We start from the raw sequence: 20,166 nt of genomic DNA, 5'->3' as shown, positions 1-20,166 counted from the left end.
CCACACCCCACGCTCTGTTCGATCGGTGACCGTGAGGGTAACGCACCGTGTTCGGCGGACTGCTGCGGACAACGTATTGACAAAGCAGCACGTCCAGGCGCACCGTAACCCGCAATGGTGCGCAAATAGCGACAGCGTTGCGGATATAGCAACACAATCGGAGGTCGGTGTGGCGGGTACGGGTTTTCTGCAGACGGCGGACCGCGCCCTGCAGGTGCTGCTCGCGTTCACCGACGACCGGCCGGAGTGGGGTGTCACCGAGCTCGGGCGCGAGCTCGGGCTGGACAAGTCCGTGGCCCAGCGCCTGCTGGCGACGCTGGCCAACCGCGGTTTCGTGCTGGCCGACCCGGAATCCCGCCGCTACCGGCTCGGTCCGGCGGTGTCCCAGCTCGCCCGGGTCGCCGAGCGCAGCGGGGCGCTGAGCCTGGTCGCACGTCCCGTGCTGGCGATGCTGGCGCGGGAGACGGGGGAGAGCGCCGTGCTCAACGTCGCGCACGGCGGCTCCTACCGCACCGTCGCGGCCGTGGACGCCCGCGGTCCGATCCGCTACACCGCCGTGGTCGGGCACGTGATGCCCGGTCACGCCGGGTGCTCCGGGCACGCGTTGTTCGCCGAGCAGCCGCTGGAGGAGGTCCGCGAGCTGTTCGGCCCCGAACCCCTCACCCGCTGCACGCCGAGCACCCCGACCACCTACGCCGAGCTGGAGCAGCGGTGGCAGCAGGTACGGGACACCGGCGTGTCCGTCTCGACCGGGGAGTTCGACGCCAACGTCGGCGCCGTCGCGGTGCCACTGCGGCTCTCCGGTGCGACAGTGGCGTCGTTGACGCTGATCGGCCCCGCCGAGCGCGTCACCGGCCGGATCGACGACCTGACCGCTCCGCTGCGCGCCGCGGCCACCGACCTGTCCAGCCGACTGGCGCCCGGCGCCGGGCCGCAAGACGGCTGATCCCCTCCTCGAAAGGCTGCTCATGACCGTCAGCGAATCCCGGGCCGGGGCCGCGCGCACCCACCCGCGGGCTTTCGAGCCGACCGTCCTGGTGATCACCGTCCTGCTGTCCGTGGTCGGCGCGATCATCGGCCTGCACCTGATCACCACGCTGGGCATCTCGGCCAACACCTCGGTGATCGGCGCGCTGATCGCGATGATCATCGGCCGGATCAACCTGGCCGCGCTGCGCGGGATGCGCTCGGTGCACCGGCAGAACCTGGTGCAGAGCGCGGTGTCCGGCTCGACCTTCGCCGCCGCCAACTCGCTGCTGGCGCCGATCGCGGTGCCCTTCGCCTTCGGCCGCCCCGACCTGGTGTGGCCGGTGTTCGCCGGGGTCGCGATCGGCCTGTTCGCCGACTCCTTCGTGCTGTACCGGCTGTTCAACTCGCGGCTGCTGCCCGCGCAGGCCGCGTGGCCGCCGGGCGTCGCCGCGGCGGACACCATCATCGCCGGGGACAAGGGCGGTCGGCGGGCCATCGTGCTGGCTGGCGGCGCGGTCGTCGGGTTCGTCGGTTCGCTGTTCAAGCTGCCGGTCTCGGCGGCGGGCGTGGCGTTCATCGGCAACATCTGGGCGCTGGGCATGTTCGGCGTCGGCCTGATGGTCAGCCAGTACAGCCCGACCTGGTTCGGCGTCGACATCGGCGACGTCCACATCCCGCACGGTGTGATGATCGGCGCCGGGCTGGTCGCCCTCGGGCAGGCCGCGTACCTGATGTTCCGCAAGAAGAGCAAGGAGTCCGAGCGCACCAGCTCGGTGGACCCGAGCCAGCTCCCGCAGGTCGACGAGCGGGCGCTGCGCCGCGGCGTGCTGGAGGGCTACGGCCTGTTCGTGATCGGTGCCGCGGTCGTCGCGCTGGCCGGTGGGCTGATGTCCGAGCTGTCGGTGCCCGCGCTGGTCCTGTGGGTGCTGGCCGCCGCGCTGGCCGCGATCATCCACGAGATCATCGTGGGGTTGGCCGCGATGCACTCCGGCTGGTTCCCGGCCTTCGCGGTCACGCTGATCTTCCTGGTGCTGGGCCTGGTCCTCGGGGTGCCGCCGGTCGCGCTGGCGCTGTTCGTCGGCTACACCTCGGCCACCGGCCCGGCGTTCGCCGACATGGGCTACGACTTCAAGGCGGGCTGGCTGCTGCGCAAGGAGCACCGCCCCTACGACGCCTTCGAGCGCTCCGGCCGGTTCCAGCAGTACCTCGCCTCGCTGGTGGGCTTCGCGGTGGCCACGGTGGCGGTCGCGGTGTCCTGGCAGTCGTTCTTCGGCGACGGCCTGATCCCGCCGGTGGCCGAGGTCTATGCGGCCACCATCCACGCCGGGCTCACCGGCCCGAACATCCTGGTGACGCTGCTGCTGTGGGCGATCCCGGGCGCGCTGATCCAGCTGCTCGGCGGTTCCAGCAGGCAGATGGGCGTGCTGCTGGCGACCGGCCTGCTGGTGGGCACCCCGCAGGCGTGCTGGCTGGTCTTCGGCGCCCTGCTGGTGCGCATCGCCTACCGCTGGTGGCGCGGCGAACGGGCCGACGAGGACCTCAACCTCGTCGGCGCGGGCCTCATCGCCGGCGACGCCCTGTACTCGACCAGCCGCATCTTCGAGGCCAAGTGAACGACCCCCAGACCAGTCCGGTCATCGAGTTGGAGGAGTAGTTGTGGAAGTTGTCAGCCGTGTGGAATCCCGACCCGAGTACCTGTCCTGGGAGGCGGCGATCGGGGCCCGCAAGCTCGTCGAGCAGGTCATGCTCGTCAAGCCGGGCGAGCAGGTGGTGCTGACCGGGGACACCTCCAGCGACCGGCGCGTGGTGGAGCTGACCGCGCAGGCGGTGGCCGCGGCCGGTGCCACGCCGACCGTGATCTGGTACGAAACCCGCCCCAGCTCGGCGATGGAGCCGCCCGCGCCGGTGGCCGGGGCGGTCGCGAAGGCCGACGTGTGGATCGAGTTCAGCGTCGCCTACATCATGCACAGCGACGCCTTCCGCGCCGCGATCGCCAACGGCGCCCGCTACACCAACCTGACCGGCATGGACGTCCCGATGCTGGTCGACACCGTCGGCAAGCCCGACTTCGAGGGCGTCATGCGGCTCGGCCGCGCGCTGGTCGCGCTGCTGGAGCAGGCCGACGAGGTGCGCATCACCGCCGCCAACGGCACCGACCTGGTCGGGCGCAACCAGGGCCGCCCGATCAACCTGCGTGGCAAGCCGGCAGAGAAGCCCGGCGAGACCGTGATGCTGTCCGGGCAGATCTCCTGGAACCCGGTCGAGGAGACCCAGAACGGCACGCTGGTCTTCGACGGCGCGCTGTGGCCCCCGGCCGAGATCGGCCTGCTGCGCTCGCCGGTGCGCTGCACGGTGGAGAACGGCGTGGTCACCGAGATCACCGGGGACCGCGACGCCGAGGTGTTCCGGAACTGGATGGAGTCCTTCGACGACCCGAACATGTTCCGGTTGGCGCACTGGTCGCTGGGCTTCAACCCGGGCGTGCTGGTGCCGACCGGGCGCATCGTCGAGGACGAGCGGGTGTTCGGCTGCGTGGAGATCGGCATCGGCACCAAGGGCGCCTGGATCGGTGGCGAGCCGTGGGTGGCCGCGGCGCACACCGACGGCAGCGTCCTCGGTCCGTCCATCTACCTCGACGGCGAGGCCATCGAGGTCGACGGGCGCTACGTGCACCCCGAGCTGGTGCGGATCTGCGAGGAGATCGGCGCCCCCGGGTACTGATCGACCAGCTCCGCTCGCGCGGTCCGCGACTTCCACCGGGGTCGGCCGCCCGACCCCGGTGGAAGTCGCGGCCCACGCCGCGCGGCGGAGCTGGGATGCTGTACCCCGAGACCTGGTTCCGCTAGTCCACTGTGGAGGGTTTGGATGTCGTCCGTCACCTACCGCCGCCCGGGGTTGGTGGCCCGGGACCACGTGTTCCGGGTCCCGCTGCGCCACGACGACCCGGCAGCCGGGGAGATCGAGGTATTCGGGAGGGAGGTGGTCGCCCCCGCCAAGCAGGACCAGCAGCTGCCGTGGCTGGTCTACTTCCAGGGCGGGCCGGGCGGCAAGGCGGAACGGCCGCTGAGCACCAGCGCGTGGCTGGGCCGCGCGCTGCAGGACCACCGGGTGCTGCTGCTCGACCAGCGCGGCACCGGGCGCAGCACCCCGGCGAACCGGCAGAGCCTGGCCGGGCTGACTCCGCAGCAGCAGGCCGAGCGCCTCAGCCTGTTGCGCGCCGACTCGATCGTGCGCGACGCCGAGGCGGTCCGCGCCCAGCTGATCGGGGACGAGCCGTGGTCGGTGCTGGGGCAGAGCTTCGGCGGGTTCTGCGCGCTGACCTACCTCTCGCTGGCCCCCCAGGGGCTGCGGCAGGTGCTGATCACCGGCGGCATCCCGACGCTGACCGGCCACGCCGACGACGTCTACCGCGCCGCCTACCCCCGCACCCTGCGCAAGAACGAGGCCTACTTCGCGCGCTACCCGCGGGACGCCGAGATCGCGCGGCGGGTCGTCGAGCACCTCGCCGAGCACGAGGTGCTGATGCCCACCGGGGAGCGGCTCACCCCGGAGCGGTTCCAGACCCTGGGCATCCAGTTCGGCCAGGGCTCGCAGTTCGACGCGCTGCACTACCTGCTGGAGGAGGCGTTCATCGGCGACCAGCTCTCCGACACCTTCCTGCGCGGCGCGGACGCGGTGCTCTCCTTCGCCCCGCGTCCGCTCTACGCGGTGCTGCACGAGTCCATTTACTGCCAGGGCACCGCCTCGCAGTGGTCGGCGCACCGGATCCGCGCGGAGTTCCCCGAGTTCGACTGGACCACCGCCGACCGGGTCAACTTCACCGGCGAGATGATCTACCCCTGGCAGTTCGAGCAGGACCCCGCGCTGGTGCCGCTGCGCGAGGCCGCCGACCTGCTCGCCGCCAAGAGCGACTGGCCGGCGCTCTACGACCTCGACCAGCTGGCCCGCAACGAGATCCCGGTGGCCGCGGCGGTCTACCACGACGACATGTTCGTCGACCGGGACCACGCGCTGGCCTCCGCCGAGCAGGTGCGCGGCGCCCGGGTGTGGGTGACCAACGAGTACGAGCACGACGGCGTCAAGGCCTCACCGGCGGTGCTGGACCGGCTGCTGGCGATGAACCGGGGTGACGCCTGACGCACCGAACCCCTGCTGCACGGGGCGGGCCGTCCCGCTATGGTTCGGTTCTCATGTCCGCATCGAAGCCGAGCGGCGCTGGTGGCGTGCCCTGGCAACGCATCTTCGACCAAGCGGCCGCGGCGATGGCCATCCTCGACTTGCAGGGCCGGTACCTGCACGTCAACGCAGCGTTGTGCCGGTTGCTCGGCTACCGCAGCGAGGAGCTGGAGGGGCGGGACTACCGCGACTTCACCCACCCGGATGACATCGATGACGAGGGGCCGGTGGAGTCGGAGCACCCCCTGGAGAAGCGCTACATCCGCTCCGACGGGAGCCTGATCTGGGCGCTGGTGGCCCGCACCTTCATCCGCGACCCGGACGGCACCGCGGTGTACTTCCTGTCCCAGATCCAGGACATCACCCAGCGCCGCGAGGCCGAACTGCTCTGGCAGCGCAGCTTCGCCAACGCGCCGATCGGGATGGCGCTGCTGGACCTGAAGGGCTCCTGGACGGCGGTCAACGACACGCTCTGCGCGATGCTCGGCTACTCGCGCGAGGAGATGCTGTCGATGTCGTTCGCCGACGTCACCTACGAGGAGGACGAGGGGCCGGGCATGACGGCGCTGGAGGACTTGATCTCCGGCGTGGTCGACTCGGTGAACCTGGAGAAGCGCTACCGGCACAAGGACGGCCGCCCGATCTGGATGCTGATCCGGGCCACCGCGGTGCCCGGGGCCGACGGCGCCCCGGCGTACCTGGTCAGCCAGTACGAGGACATCGGCGAGCAGCGGATGGTGGACGCCCACCTGGCCCACCTCGCGCTGCACGACCCGCTGACCGGGCTGGCCAACCGCGCCCTGCTCGCCGACCGGCTGGACCACGGGCTGCAGCAGCTCGAGCGCGGCAACGGGGTGCTGGCCGTGGTGCTGGCCGACCTCGACCAGCTCAAACCCACCAACGACCGCTTCGGCCACGCCGTCGGCGACCAGCTGTTGATCTCCGCCGCTCGGGAGATCCAGCACGCGGTGCGGGCCGGGGACACCGTCGCGCGCCTCGGCGGGGACGAGTTCGTGGTGCTCAGCCTGCTGCCGGACGCCGCCGCCGCGGAGCAGCTCCGGGAGCGGGTGGAGGACCACCTGAACACCGAGGTCGTGGTGCACGGGACCACGGTGAGCCTGCAGGCCAGCGTCGGGCACGCGGTGACCGCGGACCCGTCGATCGCCCCGGACACGCTGCTGCACCTGGCCGACCGCGACATGTACGCCAGCAAGCGCCGCCGCCGCGAGGCGGGCGGCGGCCGCTGACACCGCTCAGACGTCGAGGTCGGCGAGGGCGGTCTCGATCGCCCGGTGGAAGGTCGGGTAGGCGAAGATCATGCTGCGGAGCCGGGGGACGGGGACCTCGGCGTGCACCGCCACCGCGAGCGCGCCGACCACCTCGCCGCCAGCGGGTGCCACCACCGTGGCCCCAACCAGCACCCCGCGCCCGGCGTCGGCGACCAGCTTGATGATCCCGGCGTTGCCGACCGCGTGGATCCAGCCGCGCGCGGAGTCCTCGATCCGGGTGCTCCCGGTGCGCACCTCGATCCCGGCGTCCCGCGCCTGCGCCTCGGTCAGCCCGACGGTGGCGACCTCGGGATCGGTGAAGGTCACGGCGGGCATCGCCCGGTAGTCGGCGGTCTCGCCGTCCTGGCCGAGGATGTCGGCGGCGGCGACGCGCGCCTGGTAGACGGAGGTGTGCGTGAACGCGCCGCGCCCGGTGACGTCGCCGATCGCCCAGACACCGTCGGCGGCGCGCATCCGCTCGTCCACCGGGATGGTGCGCGCCCGCTCGTCCAACCCGACCGCGCCGACGCCCAGCGCGCCCAGGTCGGTGCGCCGACCGGTGGCCACCAGCAGCCGCTGCGCGGTGAGCTGGTCGCCGCCCGCCAACCGCACCTCGAACTGGTCGTCGTGCTTGACGTGCTCCACGCCGTTACCGGTACGCACCTGGACGCCCTCGGCGAGCAGCGCGCTGGTGATCACCTCCGAGGCCTCCGGTTCGGCCGCGGGCAGCAGCCGGGGCTGGGCCTCGACCACCGCGACGGAGCTGCCGAACCGGGCGAAGACCTGCGCGAACTCCAGGCCGACCGGCCCGCCGCCGAGCACCAGCAGCGACTCCGGCACCTCGCGCGTCGGCACCGCGTCCCGGTTCGTCCAATATGGACTTCCGTCGAGCCCGTCGATCGGCGGCACCGCGGGGTCGGTGCCCGGGTTGAGCACGATGCCGCGCCGCGCGCGGAACACCTGGTCGTCGACGGTGACCTCGCCGGGAGCGCTGATCCGCCCGAAGCCGCGCACCAGGCGGCCGCCGGTGCGCTCGAAGCGCCGCGCGGCGACCTCGTCGTCCCAGCCGGTGGTGGCCTCGTCGCGGATCCGGTCGGCCACCGGCGTCCAGTCCGGGTGCACCTCGACCCGCCCGGCCAGGTCGGGCACCCGGCGGGCCTCGCCCAGCGCGTCGGTGGCCCGCACCATCATCTTGGTCGGCACGCAGGCGAAGTACGGGCACTCGCCGCCGACCAGCCGGGACTCCGCCGCGACCACGGAGAGCCCGGCGCTGGCCAACCGGGCGGCGACGTCCTCCCCGCCCGGCCCCATGCCGATCACCACCACGTCGACCTCGTCGACCACTGCACCCACCCCGTTCCCGGTCGTGACCACTCCGTCCCAGGGCACCACTTCGGTGCCCGGCCCGCACCTCGGTCCGGCGCCCGCCATGGGTGGGCCTCAGCGCCAGAGCAGGGCTTCGTCCAGGGGCTTGCGGGTCAGCTCGGGCACCTCGCAGTCGGCTGCCGGGTACCCGACCGGGAACAGGATGTAGGGCCGCTCGCTGGACGGGCGGTCCAGGATGCTGGTCAGGAACCCCATCGGGTTCGGGGTGTGCGTCAGGGTCGCCAGCCCCATGGTGTGCAGGGCGGTGATGAACATGCCGCAGGCGATGCCGACGCTCTCGTTGACGTAGTAGTGCTTCTGCCGACCGCTGCTGGTCACCCGGTACTTCTGCGCGAAGGCGACCACGATCCACGGCACGACGTCGAGGAACTCCTTGTTCGCGTCGGTCTCCAGGCGCGACAGCGCTCCGTGCCACTGCGGGATGTCCGCGCGCTCGTAGAACGCGCGTTCCTCGGCCTCGGCGGCCAGCCGGATGCGGTGCCTGAGGTCGGGGTCCTGCACCGCCACGAAGGTCCATGGTTGCTGGTGGGCGCCGCTGGGCGCGGTGTTGGCGGTCCGCACCGCGAGTTCGACCGCCTCGCGCGGCACCGGGTCGGAGCTGAAGAATCGGACGCTGCGGCGGCCGTCCAGGTGCTCGAAGAGCTCCCGCCCGCGCCGCAGGCCCTCGGCGGCGGGCAGCCGCGGCGGGTTGTACGGGGTGAAGGGGTGGGAGTGGGGGCGGGGTGCTGGCGCGGTCACTGGTCCTCCTCGGGCCGTGGGGTTCCCGGCGGTGCCCGACAGTTCGATGGGCAGTCGGTAGGCTGGTTGTAAGCCCGCGCCCACCTCGGCAGGTATCGGCCGCTCCGGTGAACGCCTTCCCGGGGAGTGGGAAAACCGGCACGCGGACCCGCGCCCGGTGGCCCGGATATGGGGCAAGTCACAATTTTCACCGGGTGGCCGTCGTCGTCCGCACCTCGGTGCGCCGGTGCAGGTGGCACCACCTGCGGCCCGGAGTGGAACTCGATTGTTCCGCTAAAGATCGGTGGCGGGGAGGCAGATGTGCGCAATCGTGCGGAAGGGGGATCGGGCGGCTCTCCGGCATGATCGGAACAAACGCTGGGCATGTATCGTTCGCCACAGGATGGACGTTGCCTGCAGGTGAAGGGGAACGGATCAAGTTGAGCACCGCGAACGGGCACCGGACCAACGGGGCCCAGAAGCTGAACCGGGTGGTCATCCGGTTCGCCGGGGACTCCGGCGACGGCATGCAGCTGACGGGTGACAGGTTCACCTCCGAAGCCGCGGCATTCGGCAACGACCTGGCGACGCTGCCGAACTTCCCCGCCGAGATCCGCGCCCCCGCCGGCACCCTGCCCGGCGTCTCGAGCTTCCAGCTGCACTTCGCCGACTACGACATCCTGACCCCGGGTGACCGGCCGGACGTGCTGGTGGCGATGAACCCGGCGGCGCTCAAGGCCAACCTGGGCGATCTGCCGCACGGCGGCATCCTGATCGTCAACACCGACGAGTTCAGCAAGCGCAACCTGTCCAAGGTCGGCTACGACAGCAACCCGCTGGAGGGTGACGACCTGGACCGCTACCAGGTGCACCAGGTGGCGATGGCGACCCTGACCCAGGGCGCCCTGGAGGGCACCGGGCTGGGCAAGAAGGACGCCGAGCGCTGCAAGAACATGTTCGCCCTCGGGCTGCTGTCGTGGATGTACCACCGGCCCACCGAGGGCACCGAGCGGTTCCTGCGCGAGAAGTTCGCCAAGAAGCCGCTGATCGCCGAGGCCAACGTGCTGGCCTTCCGCGCGGGCTGGAACTACGGCGAGACCACCGAGTCGTTCGCGGTGACCTACGAGGTCGCGCCCGCCAAGCTGCCCGCGGGCACCTACCGGCAGATCACCGGCAACACCGCCCTGGCCTACGGCATCGTCGCGGCCGGGCGGCGCAGCGAGCTGCCGGTGTTCCTGGGCACCTACCCGATCACGCCCGCCTCGGACGTGCTGCACGAGCTGGCCAAGCACAAGAACTTCGGCGTCACCACCTTCCAGGCGGAGGACGAGATCGCCGGTGTCGGCGCGGCGCTGGGCGCCTCCTTCGGCGGGGCGCTGGGCGTGACGACCACCTCCGGCCCGGGCCTGGCGCTGAAGTCGGAGACCATCGGTCTGGCGGTGGCGCTGGAGCTGCCGCTGCTGGTGTGCGACATCCAGCGCGGCGGCCCGTCCACCGGGTTGCCGACCAAGACCGAGCAGGCCGACCTGCTGCAGGCCCTGCACGGCCGCAACGGCGAGTCGCCGGTGCCGGTGATCGCCCCGTGCTCGCCCGCGGACTGCTTCGACGCGGCGCTGGACGCGGCGCGCATCGCCCTGATCTACCGCACCCCGGTGGTGCTGCTGTCCGACGGCGCGATCGCCAACGGCTCGGAGCCGTGGCTGGTGCCCGACGTGGAGAAGCTGCCCGACCTGCGCGTCCGGTTCGCCACCGAGCCCAACGCGCCGGACGGTTCCGGCGAGTTCTGGCCCTACGTGCGCGACCCGGAGACGCTGGCCCGCGAGTGGGCGGTGCCGGGCACGCCGGGCCTGGAGCACCGGGTCGGCGGCCTGGAGAAGGCCGAGGGCAAGGGCAACATCTCCTACGACCCGGACAACCACGACAGGATGGTGCGGATCCGGCAGGCGAAGGTCGACGGTGTGCGGGTCCCGGACCTCACCGTCGACGACCCGTCCGGCGAGGCCCGCGTGCTGGTGCTGGGCTGGGGCTCGTCCTTCGGCCCGATCGGCGCCGCCTGCCGCCGGGTGCGCGCGCAGGGCATGTCCATCGCGCAGGCCCACCTGCGCCACCTCAACCCGATGCCGGGCAACCTTGGCGAAGTGCTGCGCAGCTACGACAGGGTGATCGTCCCGGAGATGAACCTGGGGCAGCTGGCGATGCTGCTGCGCGCCCGCTACCTGGTCGACGTGCAGTCCTACACGAAGGTGGCGGGACTGCCGTTCCGAGCCGAGGAGCTGCAGAACGTGCTCACCGACGTGGTGCAGGGGGTGTCCGCGTGACGACCACCGATCTGGGAATTCCGGGTCTGGGCGGGCTGGCCGGGGTGCCGACCGCCGACGAGCCGCAGAAGGCCAAGGACTTCAAGTCCGACCAGGAGGTGCGCTGGTGCCCGGGGTGCGGCGACTACGTCGTGCTCAACGCGGTGCAGGGCTTCCTGCCGTCGCTGGGCCTGAAGCGGGAGAACATCGTGTTCATCTCGGGCATCGGGTGCTCCTCCCGGTTCCCGTACTACATGAACACCTACGGGATGCACTCCATCCACGGCCGAGCCCCGGCGATCGCGACCGGGCTGGCGACCAGCCGCCCGGACCTGTCGGTTTGGGTGGTCACCGGTGACGGCGACGCCCTGTCCATCGGCGGCAACCACCTGATCCACGCGCTGCGCCGCAACGTGAACCTGAAGATCCTGCTGTTCAACAACCGGATCTACGGCCTGACCAAGGGCCAGTACTCGCCGACCAGCGAGGTCGGCAAGGTCACCAAGTCGACCCCGGTGGGGTCGCTGGACCACCCGTTCAACCCGGTGTCGCTGGCGCTGGGCGCGGAGGCGTCGTTCGTGGCGCGGGTGATCGACTCGGACCGCGCGAGCGTGACGGAGACGCTGAAGGCGGCGGCCGAGCACCGCGGCAGCGCCCTGGTGGAGATCTACCAGAACTGCCCGATCTTCAACGACGGCGCCTTCGACGTGCTCAAGGACAACGAGGAGAAGCAGCGCCGCATCGTCGCCCTCAAGCACGGCGAGCCGATCGCCTTCGGCCCGGAGGACGAGCGCTTCGGCGTGGTCTCCGGACGCGACGGCTTCCGCGTCGCCAAGCTGTCCGAAGTGGACGAGGCCGACGTGGTGGTGCACGACGCGCACCGCGAGGACCCGTCCTACGCCTTCGCCCTGTCCCGCCTCGGCGGCCAGGACCTCAACCCGGCGGTGACGGGCGTCTTCCGCGCGGTCCAGCGCCCCACCTACGACGACCTGGCCCGCACCCAGGTCGCGGAGGCCCAGCAGTCCAAGCCGGCCAACCTCCAACAACTCCTCCAAGGCAACGACACCTGGACCATCTGAGGTCCGACCCGGGTGGAGGGCACCTCTCACCGAGCACGTCGGCGAGAGGTGCCCTCCACCACGCGGTGCCGGGAGCGGCAGTCAGCTGGGGTCGATCCCGCCGCGCTTGAGCTTGTCGAGGAAGCAGTTCCTCGTCTCCAGGTCCAGGTCTCCCCGAGCTCCGCGAGCAGCTGGAGCGACAGCCTCGCGCGGACTTCTTAGGGCGGGAGTGCCGGAGGGTTCGCGCGGGTGGGTCAGGAGATGAGATCTGCCAGGTGGTTGACCTGGTCGGGGTTGGGGGACCAGCAGTAGAGCACCGCTTCGTCCGCGCCCAGGGATTCGAGGTGGGACAGCTGGGCCCGCAGCGTTGCTGGGGTGGTGACCATGGCGTTGGCGAAGTTCTCGTCGCCGTAGTAGCGGGTCATCTCGGTCCGGGCTTCGCCGGCCACCTCCTCCGGGCCGATCGCCGTGTTGAGCTGGCCGACCAGGCGGGGCTCGCCTGGTCGGCCGTGGGCCTGCCAGGACATCCTGGCCAGGGCGAACGTCGTCTCCATGTACTCCAGGGGGCCCGCGGCCAGGAAGCCGTCCCCCCAGCGGCCCACGCGGTCGACGGCCTTCGGGCGGAAGCCGCCGAAGAGGACCTCCGGGCGCACCGCCGGGCCGATCGGTCCAGCGCTGTCGCCGTGCGGTTCGCCGGACCAGAGGCGGTGCACCAGCTCCAGCTGCTCGTCGAGGACCTGCCCGCGCCGCTGGAGCTCCGTGCCAGCTGCCGCGTGGTCGTCCTCACGTCCGCCGACCCCGATGCCGAGGGTGAAGCGGTTCCCGCTGAGCTGGGCCAGGGTCGCCGCCTGCTTGGCCAGCAGCGGGGCCTGGCGCAGCGGGGCGAGCAGGACTTCGGTCTGGAGCCGGACCCGGCGGGTCGCACCGGCGAGCGTCGCCAGGGTGACCAGGGGTTCCGGGTTGTCGTATACCAGGCGGTCCAGCAGGCCGAGCGTGCTGAACGGACCGTCATCCGCCAGTCGCGCCCAGGTCAGCAGGGCAGTGGGGTTGGCGATGGGCAGGCCGAGGCCGATCTTCATGTCTTGCGCCTCCAGGAGGGCAGGGTGAACACCTGTGCCGCCCCTCGTCTCGCGCAAGCGGGTTCCCGTTCTGCGGCGCACTCCTGGGGAACCTGATCAGAGTGGCCTCAGCCTACCGCAGCCGCGCACCGCCGTGATCAACCTGCCCGGAAGTAGTCGACCAGGCGGGAGTAGCTGTCGTCGCCGTGACCATCGGCCAGGGCGCGGTCCACCAGGCCCTGGGTGTACTCCGGGAGCTCGGCGTCCAGACCTCGCGCGCGGCTCTCCAGCACCAGGTCGTCGATCGACGGCAGGTGGTGCTTGAGGCCGCCGAACTCGGTCGCGTGCTCGCCGCGGTCCACCTCGTCGCCGATCATCGGGAGGAACGCTGCCAGCGCCGCCATCGACGGGTCGGCGTGCTCCAGGAACTGCTTCGTCGTGATGCCCTCGCTCGACAGCATCGCCGCCGCGTGCAGGAACCCGTTGAGCAGGCCCCACATCGTGCCGTGCACCGCCATCCCGTAGAGCCCCGGCACACCGGGGTCGGCCGAGACGAAGACGCTCCGGCCACCCAGCAGCTCCAGCTCCGAGCGGTAGCGGTCGTAGGCCGCCCTGTCGCCGCCGTAGAAGACCACGGCCTCCGGCGCGCCCACGCCCGGTGCAATGGTCATGATCTGCCCGTGCAGGTACCACGCGTCCCTCGCCGCGACGAGCTCGGCGACCTCGCGCGCCGAGGCGGACGGGCCGTCCGTCAGGTTGACGACGACTCGGCCGGCCAGTTCCTCTCCCGCGGTGTCCAGGACTTCCCGGGCGACGTCGTTGCCCTGCACCGACACGACCACGATCGGACTGGCGCGCACGGCCTCCCGGACCGTTCCGGCCCGTTCCGCGCCCCGGGCGACCAGCGCGTCCGCCCGTGCCGCGGTGCGGTTCCACACCGTCGTCCGGTGCCCGGCGCCCAGGTACGCCCCAGCGAGGGCTGAACCCATCTCACCCAACCCGATCACCGTCACACCGGGTCGAACCTCGGTGTCGACCATGTGCTCACCTTCCTCGAGAACGGCTAGTACGTCGTGGGAGCGGCTGCGCCGGTGGGTCCGAACAGGACGGTGACCGGCGCGACCAGGGCCGCTCAGGCGGTGGCGAACCCGCGCTGCAGCGCCGAGGCGATCTCCACGGCGCGGCGGGCCTGGAACTCGACCGCGGCGAGGTTCGCCTCGGCCACGTTGTCCGGGTTGTTGGCGGAGACGCTGCTCGCGCCGTACGGGTTGCCGTTGAGCGCGTCGAACTGGACCGGGTCGGCGAAGCCGGGCGGCACGATGATCGCGCCCCAGTGGTAGAAGGTGTTGTTCAGCGCCAACAGGGTGCTCTCCTGGCCGCCGTGGCCGGTCGAGGTGGAGGTGAACGAGGAGACGACCTTGTTCACCAGCTTGCCCTGGAACCACAGGCCACCGGTGGTGTCGAGGAACTGCTTGAGCTGCGCGGCGGGCAGGCCGAAGCGGGTCGGGGTGCCGAAGAGCAGGACGTCGGCCCACTCCACGTCGGCCAGGCTCGCCTCGGGGAGCTCGGCGGTGGCCGCGGCGTGCTCGGCCCAGGCCGGGTTGGTCGCGATGACCTCGGCGGGCGCCAGCTCGGCGACCTTGAGCAGCCGGACCTCGGCGCCAGCCTTCTCGGCGGACTCGGCGGCGGCCTTGGCCATGGAGTGAATGTTGCCGGTGGAGGAGTAGTGGATGACGGCGACGTTGGTCATGGTTCTTTCCTTCTGCGGTTCAGCTGGGTTCGGCAGCTCGGTTCAGGCGGTTCGGCAGGATCAGACGAAGAAGCTGTCGTGGCGCACGAAGAACTCCGCGCGCTCCTCGTCGGTGAGGTCGCCGAGCTCGGTGATGCCCTCGAAGTACTCCTCGCGGGGCGCGCCGGGAGCGAAGAGCATCAGCATCGAGGCCGGTTCGCCGGACTCGTTGCGGAAGGCGTGCAGGCCACCCACGGGCACGTACAGGTAGTCGCCCGAGGTGGCGTCGATCCAGCGCTCCCCGTCGAACAGCCGCATGGTGCCGGAGAGGACGAAGAAGGCCTCCGACATCGCCTTGTGGAAGTGCGTGCTGGGCCCGGCGGCCTCCGGCCCCATGTCCACCCGGTACAGGCCGTACTCGCCGCCGGTGGAGGCGGTGGTGGACAGGTAGTGGTAGGTGGTCCCCTGGCCGTCGCTGGTGACGGGCTTGGCGACGAAGTCGGGCGCGGCGGTCGCGGGCCGGAAGGTGGCGCTGATCTCGCCGTGCTCGCCGAAGTAGCGGGGATCTGGGTAGGACACGTCGTGCTCCTCGGGTGGGGGTGGGGCGCGCGGACCGTGTTTTCGTCCGGGCCGCCACCAACTAGACGAGTGCTAAGATAACCAGTGCTCGCATGAGTGTCAATTAAATGAGCGCTCAGATATTTGGAACCGGAGGTGGACCCATGGCGGATGCGGTGTCCGCGGTGCTGGAGCAGTGGCGCCGGGCGCGGCCTGAGCTGGACTTCACGCCCCTCGGCGTCGTCGGCCGGATCATGCGGCTGTCCCGCATGTGGGACAAGGAGATCAAGGACTTCCTCGCCCAGCACGACCTCGAACCCGGGGAGTTCGACGTGCTGTCCACGCTGCGGCGCTCCGGGGAGCCCTACGCGCTGACCGCCGGGACCTTCCTCAAGGAATCGCTGGTCACCACCGGGGCGATCACCCTGCGCGTCGACCGGATGGCGAAGAAGGGCCTGGTCGCCCGGGTGCGCGACGAGGTCGACCGGCGCTCGGTCAAGGTCCAGCTCACCGAGCGGGGGCTGCAGGTCATCGACGAGGTCCTGCCGCTGCACCTGGCCAACGAGGCCCGGCTCGTCGAGGGGCTGCCTCCGGAGGAGCGCGACCACCTCGCGGTCGCGCTCGCCGCGGTGCTGGAGTCCTGCGGCGACACCGCGCCGGCCGGCTGAGCCGGGCCCGAGGGGTGCTGGGGGTGGGCGCCAGCAGGGTGCGGGCTCGGCGGGCGGTTCACCCACCGGCGGTTCATTGACTCTGCAACGAGGTGGGCATACCTTCGCTGGGCGGATGATCACCGAGGAGGTCGGCGATGTGCCAGCAGTGCTGTCGGCGTTCCCCACAGCCCCGGATCTCCCGGGCGCAGTTCCTCAAGCTCGTCGGACTGGCCACCGCCGGGGTGGCGGTCACCGCCGGGTGCTCCAGCGGTGCGCCGGGTGGCGCGCGCGAGGGCGGCCGGGTGCTGATCGACAACGTGCGCGGCTTCACCCTGACCCCGGACGGGCCGCTTGAGTTCACCAGCCTGCTGGTCGAGGCCGACGGGCGCGTCGGCGGGCTCGACGTGGCCAACGCCGGGGGCGCCGAGCGCATCGACGGGCGGGGACGGGTGCTCATCCCCGGCCTGCACGACGCGCACGGGCACTTCGGGCAGCTCGGGGCCAACGTCTCGCAGCTCAACCTGGCCGGGACCGGATCGTTGGACGAGGCGGTGCGGGCGCTCGGGACCTTCGCCGCGGAGCACCCCGACCGGCCGTGGATCCTCGGTCGCGGCTGGAACGACGTGATCTGGGGGTTGGGGCGGCTGCCGACGGCCGCCGACCTGGACGCCGTGGTGCCCGACCGGCCGGTGTGGCTGGTGCGGGTCGACGGGCACGCGGGGGTGGCCAACACCGCCGCGCTGCGGCAGGTCGGCATCACCCGCGACACCCCGACCCCGCCCGGTGGGGAGATCGTGCGCGGACCCGACGGCGCACCCACCGGGGCCTTCGTCGACGCCGCGCAGGACCTCGTCGAGACCCACCTGCCGAAGCCGACCACCGAGGACATCAAGCAGAACTTCCTCGCCGCGCAGCGCAAGCTGCACGAGGTGGGCATGACCTCGGTCAGCGACGCGGGCACCAGCGCCGCCGAGCTCGCCGTCCTGCACCAGCTGGCCGCCTCCGGCGAGCTGACCATCCGCACCAACTCGTTCCTCACCTACGACGCCTACCGCGAGCTCGGCGCCCAGGCGCGCGGCGACTCCTTCGCCGACGACATGCTGCGGGTCCGCACCGTCAAGCTCTACATCGACGGTGCGCTCGGCTCGCACGGCGCCGCGATGCTCGCGCCCTACAGCGACGACCCGGAGAACTCCGGGCTGCCGCAGCTGGACGCCGCCGAACTGCGCAACCGCGTCACGCAGGTGATGCGCGACGGCTTCCAGGTCGCCACGCACGCAATCGGCGACGCCGGGAACCGGATGGTGCTCGACGCCTACGAGGCCGCGCTGGCCGAGGGCGGCGGGGACATGCGGCACCGCATCGAGCACGCGCAGATTCTCGCGGTGGAGGACATCCCGCGGCTGCGCCGCCACGGGATCATCGCCTCGATGCAGCCGGTGCACGCCACCGACGACATGAACATGGCAGAGGACCGCGTCGGCCCGCAGCGCATCGCGGGCGCCTACGCGTGGCGGACCATGCTGGAGCAGGGCATCACCATCGCCTCCGGCTCGGACTTCCCGGTGTCCTCGGAGAACCCGTTCGACGGGCTGCACGCCGCCATCACCCGCACCGACCGCGACGGGAAGCCGGTCGGCGGCTGGTACCCGCAGCAGGCGATGACCCCGCACGAGGCGCTGCGCTCGTTCACCCTCGACGCCGCGTTCGCCGCGCACCAGGAGCGGGTGCTCGGCAGCCTCGAACCCGGCAAGTGGGCCGACTTCGTCCTGCTCGACCAGGACCCGCTGGACCCGCCGCCCGGCCGGGCGCGCTGGCAGACACGCACGCTGCAGACCTGGGTCGCCGGTCGCCGCGTCGGCGAGTACGGGGACCTGTAGGCCGTGTTGATGCGGTAGGGCGCGTACTCCGGCGGTCGGATCTGAAGGTGCTGATCGCTGCTTAGGCTCGGCGGACCGGTGGGGTGCACCCGCACCGGGTCGGAGTCGCCGAGGGGGAGCGGTCAGCCATGACGCAGATCGTGGGCAAGCGGACCTGGCGAGACACCGGACGTCCGTTCCCGTACGTGCTGATGTACCACTCGGTCGCCGTCCACCAGCGCGATCCGTACCTGGTGACGGTCGACCCGCACCGCTTCGACCAGCAGCTGCGCTGGCTGCGGGACAACGGGCTGCGCGGGGTGTCGATGCGCGAGCTGCTGCTGGCCCGCCACGCCGGGGAGGCGCGCGGCCTGGTCGGGCTGACCTTCGACGACGGCTACGCCGACTTCGCGCGCAACGTGGTGCCCGCGCTGCGGCGGCACGGGTGCACCGGCACCGTGTTCGTGATCGCCGGGCGGATCGGCGGGGACAACGAGTGGGATCCGGCGGGCCCGCGCAAGCGGTTGATGACCGCCGACGAGGTGCGGGAGGTCGCCGCCGCGGGGGTCGAGATCGGCTCGCACGGGCTACTGCACCAGCACATGTCCTACTTGGACGGTGACGAGCTGGTGGCGGAGGCGGTCGAGAGCCGGGACCTGCTGCGCGAGCTGACCGGCCAGGACGTCGCCGGGTTCTGCTACCCGTACGGCGACGTCGACCAGCGGGTGGTGGACACCGTGGCGGCGGCGGGCTACGAGTACGGGTGCGCGATCTGGCGCTCGGAGGTGTCCGGCCCGCTCGCGCTGCCGCGCACCTACGTCGGCGACCGCGACGGCGCGCTGCGCCTGCGCGCCAAGCACCTCCGCCACCGGCTCACCGGACTCCGCTGACCGCGCCTCCTGACCCGGACCACCGCGATTCCAAGGGAAGTTGGACGCCTGGTTCGCATCGTGGTGCCCGGGGTGTGGGGCGCGAGTGGGGGACGTGTCCTCAAGTTTCGGTAAGGGTGTTCACCTCGGTGGAGGAGACCCCGGTGGCCGGGCGGGTGGGACGGTTCTTCGCAGCGGGCACGGCGGACTGGGGGAGGGACCGTGAGCGGACATTCGCTGTCGCTGGCGATCAACGGGCGGGAACGGTTGCTGACCGACCGGCTGATCGCCTTCGAACCGACCGCGCCGGAGCGCACCGAGGTGGTGGCGGTCGTCGGGCTCGGCTACGTCGGGCTGCCCACCGCCTGCGCGCTGCACGACGCCACGACGCAGGTCATCGGCTTCGACGTCAGCGAGGAGCGGCTCCGCGAGATCAAGGCGGGCGAGGTCGACCTGCCCGCGGAGCAGCGGCGCGGGCTGGCCGCCGCGCTGGACGGCGGCGGGCTGGAGCTGACCTGCGACCCGGCGTCGCTGGCCGAGGCCGACGCGGTCATCGTGTGCGTGCCGACCCCGGTGGACGCCGCGCGCGCCCCGGACCTGGCGGCCCTGCGCGCGGCCTGCCGGACCGCCGTGTCGCACGCCCAGCGCGGTCAGGTGATCGTGCTGACCTCGACCACCTACGTCGGCACCACCCGGCAGCTGCTGGTGGAGCCGCTGCGGGAGCGCGGCCTGCTGGTCGGTGACGAGGTGCACGTGGCTTTCAGCCCCGAGCGCATCGACCCCGGCAACTTCGACCACGTGCAGCGGGAAACCCCGCGCGTGGTCGGTGGTGTCACGCAGCGGTGCGCGCAGCGCGCGGCCGAGGTGGTGCGGCGGATGACCGACCGGGTCTACCTGGTCAGCTCCCCGGAGGCCGCCGAGCTGACCAAGCTCTACGAGAACATCTTCCGCGCGGTGAACCTGGCGCTGGCCAACGAGATCGCCGACGCCTGCGCGGTGCTCGGCCTGGACCCGATCGAGGTCACCGTCGCGGCGGGCACCAAGCCCTACGGGTTCCTGGGCAGCTTCCCCGGACCCGGCGTCGGCGGGCACTGCATCCCCTGCGACCCGCACTACCTGCTGTGGCAGCTGGGGCGGCGCGGGCTGTCGGCGCCGCTGATCGAGCAGGCCATGCACTCGATCGACCAGCGCCCGAGCCGGGTGGTGCAGCGGGTGGTGGAGATGCTCGGCGAAGCGGGCGTGGACCACTCCGGGGCGCGGGTGCTGCTGGCCGGGGTCAGCTACAAGGCGGGGGTGCGGGACCTGCGGGAGTCCCCGGCGCTGCCGATCCTGGCCGGGCTGCGGCGGCTGGGTGTCGACGTGCACTACCACGACCCGCTGCTGCCGGAGATCGAGCTGCCGGACGGCACCCGGATGACCAGCGAAGCCGCGCCGCGCGGCCGGGACTGGGACGTCGCGGTGATCCACACCGCGCACCCCGGGGCCGACTACAGCTGGGCCCGGGACTGCCCGCAGGTGCTCGACGCGACCTACCAGTTCGACTCCGTGCCGCACCGGCGCGTGTTGTGAGGT

17 protein-coding genes are annotated in these 20,166 nt (G+C 71.8%); 11 read left to right on the top strand and 6 right to left on the bottom strand.

Features of this window, described 5'->3' with window-relative positions:
* Positions 1 to 169: 169 nt before the first annotated feature.
* The 5 genes from ABT324_RS25040 (at position 170) to ABT324_RS25020 (ending at position 6,392) form a co-directional block, all read left to right on the top strand.
* Complete coding sequence (locus tag ABT324_RS25040; RefSeq protein ID WP_351182355.1) at positions 170 to 946, top strand: IclR family transcriptional regulator; 777 nt, start codon at positions 170 to 172, stop codon at positions 944 to 946.
* 22 nt (positions 947 to 968) lie between these two features.
* The gene (locus ABT324_RS25035) at positions 969 to 2,582 is read left to right on the top strand and encodes an OPT/YSL family transporter (protein ID WP_351182352.1); all 1,614 of its coding nucleotides are present in this window, start codon (positions 969 to 971) and stop codon (positions 2,580 to 2,582) included.
* Between the two features lie 43 nt (positions 2,583 to 2,625).
* Positions 2,626 to 3,690 (top strand): 2,5-dihydroxypyridine 5,6-dioxygenase NicX family protein, encoded by a 1,065-nt coding sequence (locus tag ABT324_RS25030; protein WP_351182349.1) that lies wholly within the window; start codon positions 2,626 to 2,628, stop codon positions 3,688 to 3,690.
* A 144-nt stretch (positions 3,691 to 3,834) separates the two neighbouring features.
* Positions 3,835 to 5,106 (top strand): alpha/beta fold hydrolase, encoded by a 1,272-nt coding sequence (locus tag ABT324_RS25025; RefSeq protein ID WP_351182346.1) that lies wholly within the window; start codon positions 3,835 to 3,837, stop codon positions 5,104 to 5,106.
* A 53-nt stretch (positions 5,107 to 5,159) separates the two neighbouring features.
* Complete coding sequence (locus tag ABT324_RS25020; RefSeq protein ID WP_351182343.1) at positions 5,160 to 6,392, top strand: PAS domain S-box protein; 1,233 nt, start codon at positions 5,160 to 5,162, stop codon at positions 6,390 to 6,392.
* Positions 6,393 to 6,398: 6 nt separating this feature from the next.
* On the opposite strand, the gene ABT324_RS25015 is transcribed toward ABT324_RS25020, so the two are convergent.
* Both ABT324_RS25015 and ABT324_RS25010 read right to left on the bottom strand, forming a co-directional pair.
* Positions 6,399 to 7,766 carry a dihydrolipoyl dehydrogenase family protein gene (locus tag ABT324_RS25015; protein WP_502949790.1) on the bottom strand — a complete coding sequence of 456 codons (1,368 nt, stop codon included), beginning with the start codon at positions 7,764 to 7,766 and terminating at the stop codon, positions 6,399 to 6,401.
* Between the two features lie 87 nt (positions 7,767 to 7,853).
* Complete coding sequence (locus tag ABT324_RS25010) at positions 7,854 to 8,537, bottom strand: nitroreductase family protein (RefSeq protein WP_351182337.1); 684 nt, start codon at positions 8,535 to 8,537, stop codon at positions 7,854 to 7,856.
* 419 nt (positions 8,538 to 8,956) lie between these two features.
* Between ABT324_RS25010 and ABT324_RS25005 the strand changes: the two genes are divergently transcribed.
* Positions 8,957 to 10,834 (top strand): 2-oxoacid:acceptor oxidoreductase subunit alpha, encoded by a 1,878-nt coding sequence (locus tag ABT324_RS25005; protein WP_351182334.1) that lies wholly within the window; start codon positions 8,957 to 8,959, stop codon positions 10,832 to 10,834.
* Positions 10,831 to 11,892, top strand: coding sequence for a 2-oxoacid:ferredoxin oxidoreductase subunit beta (locus ABT324_RS25000; RefSeq protein WP_351182331.1), 1,062 nt, complete (start codon positions 10,831 to 10,833; stop codon positions 11,890 to 11,892). The genes ABT324_RS25005 and ABT324_RS25000 overlap by 4 nt, the downstream gene beginning before the upstream one ends.
* Before the next feature lie 233 nt (positions 11,893 to 12,125).
* On the opposite strand, the gene ABT324_RS24995 is transcribed toward ABT324_RS25000, so the two are convergent.
* From ABT324_RS24995 to ABT324_RS24980, 4 genes are all read right to left on the bottom strand, one after another.
* Entirely contained in the window at positions 12,126 to 12,950 is an 825-nt protein-coding gene (locus ABT324_RS24995) for an LLM class flavin-dependent oxidoreductase (protein WP_351182328.1), read from the bottom strand.
* A gap of 137 nt (positions 12,951 to 13,087) precedes the next feature.
* The gene (locus ABT324_RS24990) at positions 13,088 to 13,969 is read right to left on the bottom strand and encodes an NAD(P)-dependent oxidoreductase (RefSeq protein ID WP_351182325.1); all 882 of its coding nucleotides are present in this window, start codon (positions 13,967 to 13,969) and stop codon (positions 13,088 to 13,090) included.
* Positions 13,970 to 14,061: 92 nt separating this feature from the next.
* Complete coding sequence (gene wrbA, locus ABT324_RS24985) at positions 14,062 to 14,679, bottom strand: NAD(P)H:quinone oxidoreductase (RefSeq protein ID WP_351182322.1); 618 nt, start codon at positions 14,677 to 14,679, stop codon at positions 14,062 to 14,064.
* A gap of 60 nt (positions 14,680 to 14,739) precedes the next feature.
* Positions 14,740 to 15,237, bottom strand: coding sequence for a cupin domain-containing protein (locus tag ABT324_RS24980; protein WP_351182319.1), 498 nt, complete (start codon positions 15,235 to 15,237; stop codon positions 14,740 to 14,742).
* A gap of 143 nt (positions 15,238 to 15,380) precedes the next feature.
* Here ABT324_RS24980 and ABT324_RS24975 point away from each other — a divergent pair, with 143 nt between their 5' ends.
* The 4 genes from ABT324_RS24975 (at position 15,381) to ABT324_RS24960 (ending at position 20,163) form a co-directional block, all read left to right on the top strand.
* On the top strand, positions 15,381 to 15,884 hold the full coding sequence (locus tag ABT324_RS24975; RefSeq protein WP_351182316.1) for a MarR family winged helix-turn-helix transcriptional regulator: 504 nt from the start codon (positions 15,381 to 15,383) through the stop codon (positions 15,882 to 15,884).
* Between the two features lie 137 nt (positions 15,885 to 16,021).
* On the top strand, positions 16,022 to 17,746 hold the full coding sequence (locus ABT324_RS24970) for an amidohydrolase (RefSeq protein ID WP_351182313.1): 1,725 nt from the start codon (positions 16,022 to 16,024) through the stop codon (positions 17,744 to 17,746).
* A gap of 128 nt (positions 17,747 to 17,874) precedes the next feature.
* Positions 17,875 to 18,615 carry a polysaccharide deacetylase family protein gene (locus ABT324_RS24965; RefSeq protein ID WP_351182310.1) on the top strand — a complete coding sequence of 247 codons (741 nt, stop codon included), beginning with the start codon at positions 17,875 to 17,877 and terminating at the stop codon, positions 18,613 to 18,615.
* 201 nt (positions 18,616 to 18,816) lie between these two features.
* Positions 18,817 to 20,163: a nucleotide sugar dehydrogenase gene (locus tag ABT324_RS24960; protein ID WP_351182307.1), complete on the top strand. Its 1,347-nt coding sequence runs from the start codon at positions 18,817 to 18,819 to the stop codon at positions 20,161 to 20,163.
* Positions 20,164 to 20,166: the final 3 nt, after the last annotated feature.

The sequence above is a fragment of the Saccharopolyspora sp. NPDC000359 genome (genome assembly GCF_040300525.1).
GTDB lineage: Bacteria > Actinomycetota > Actinomycetes > Mycobacteriales > Pseudonocardiaceae > Saccharopolyspora.
The sequence above is the reverse complement of the archived record's forward strand: the minus strand, read 5'-3'. Positions and strand labels throughout refer to the sequence as shown.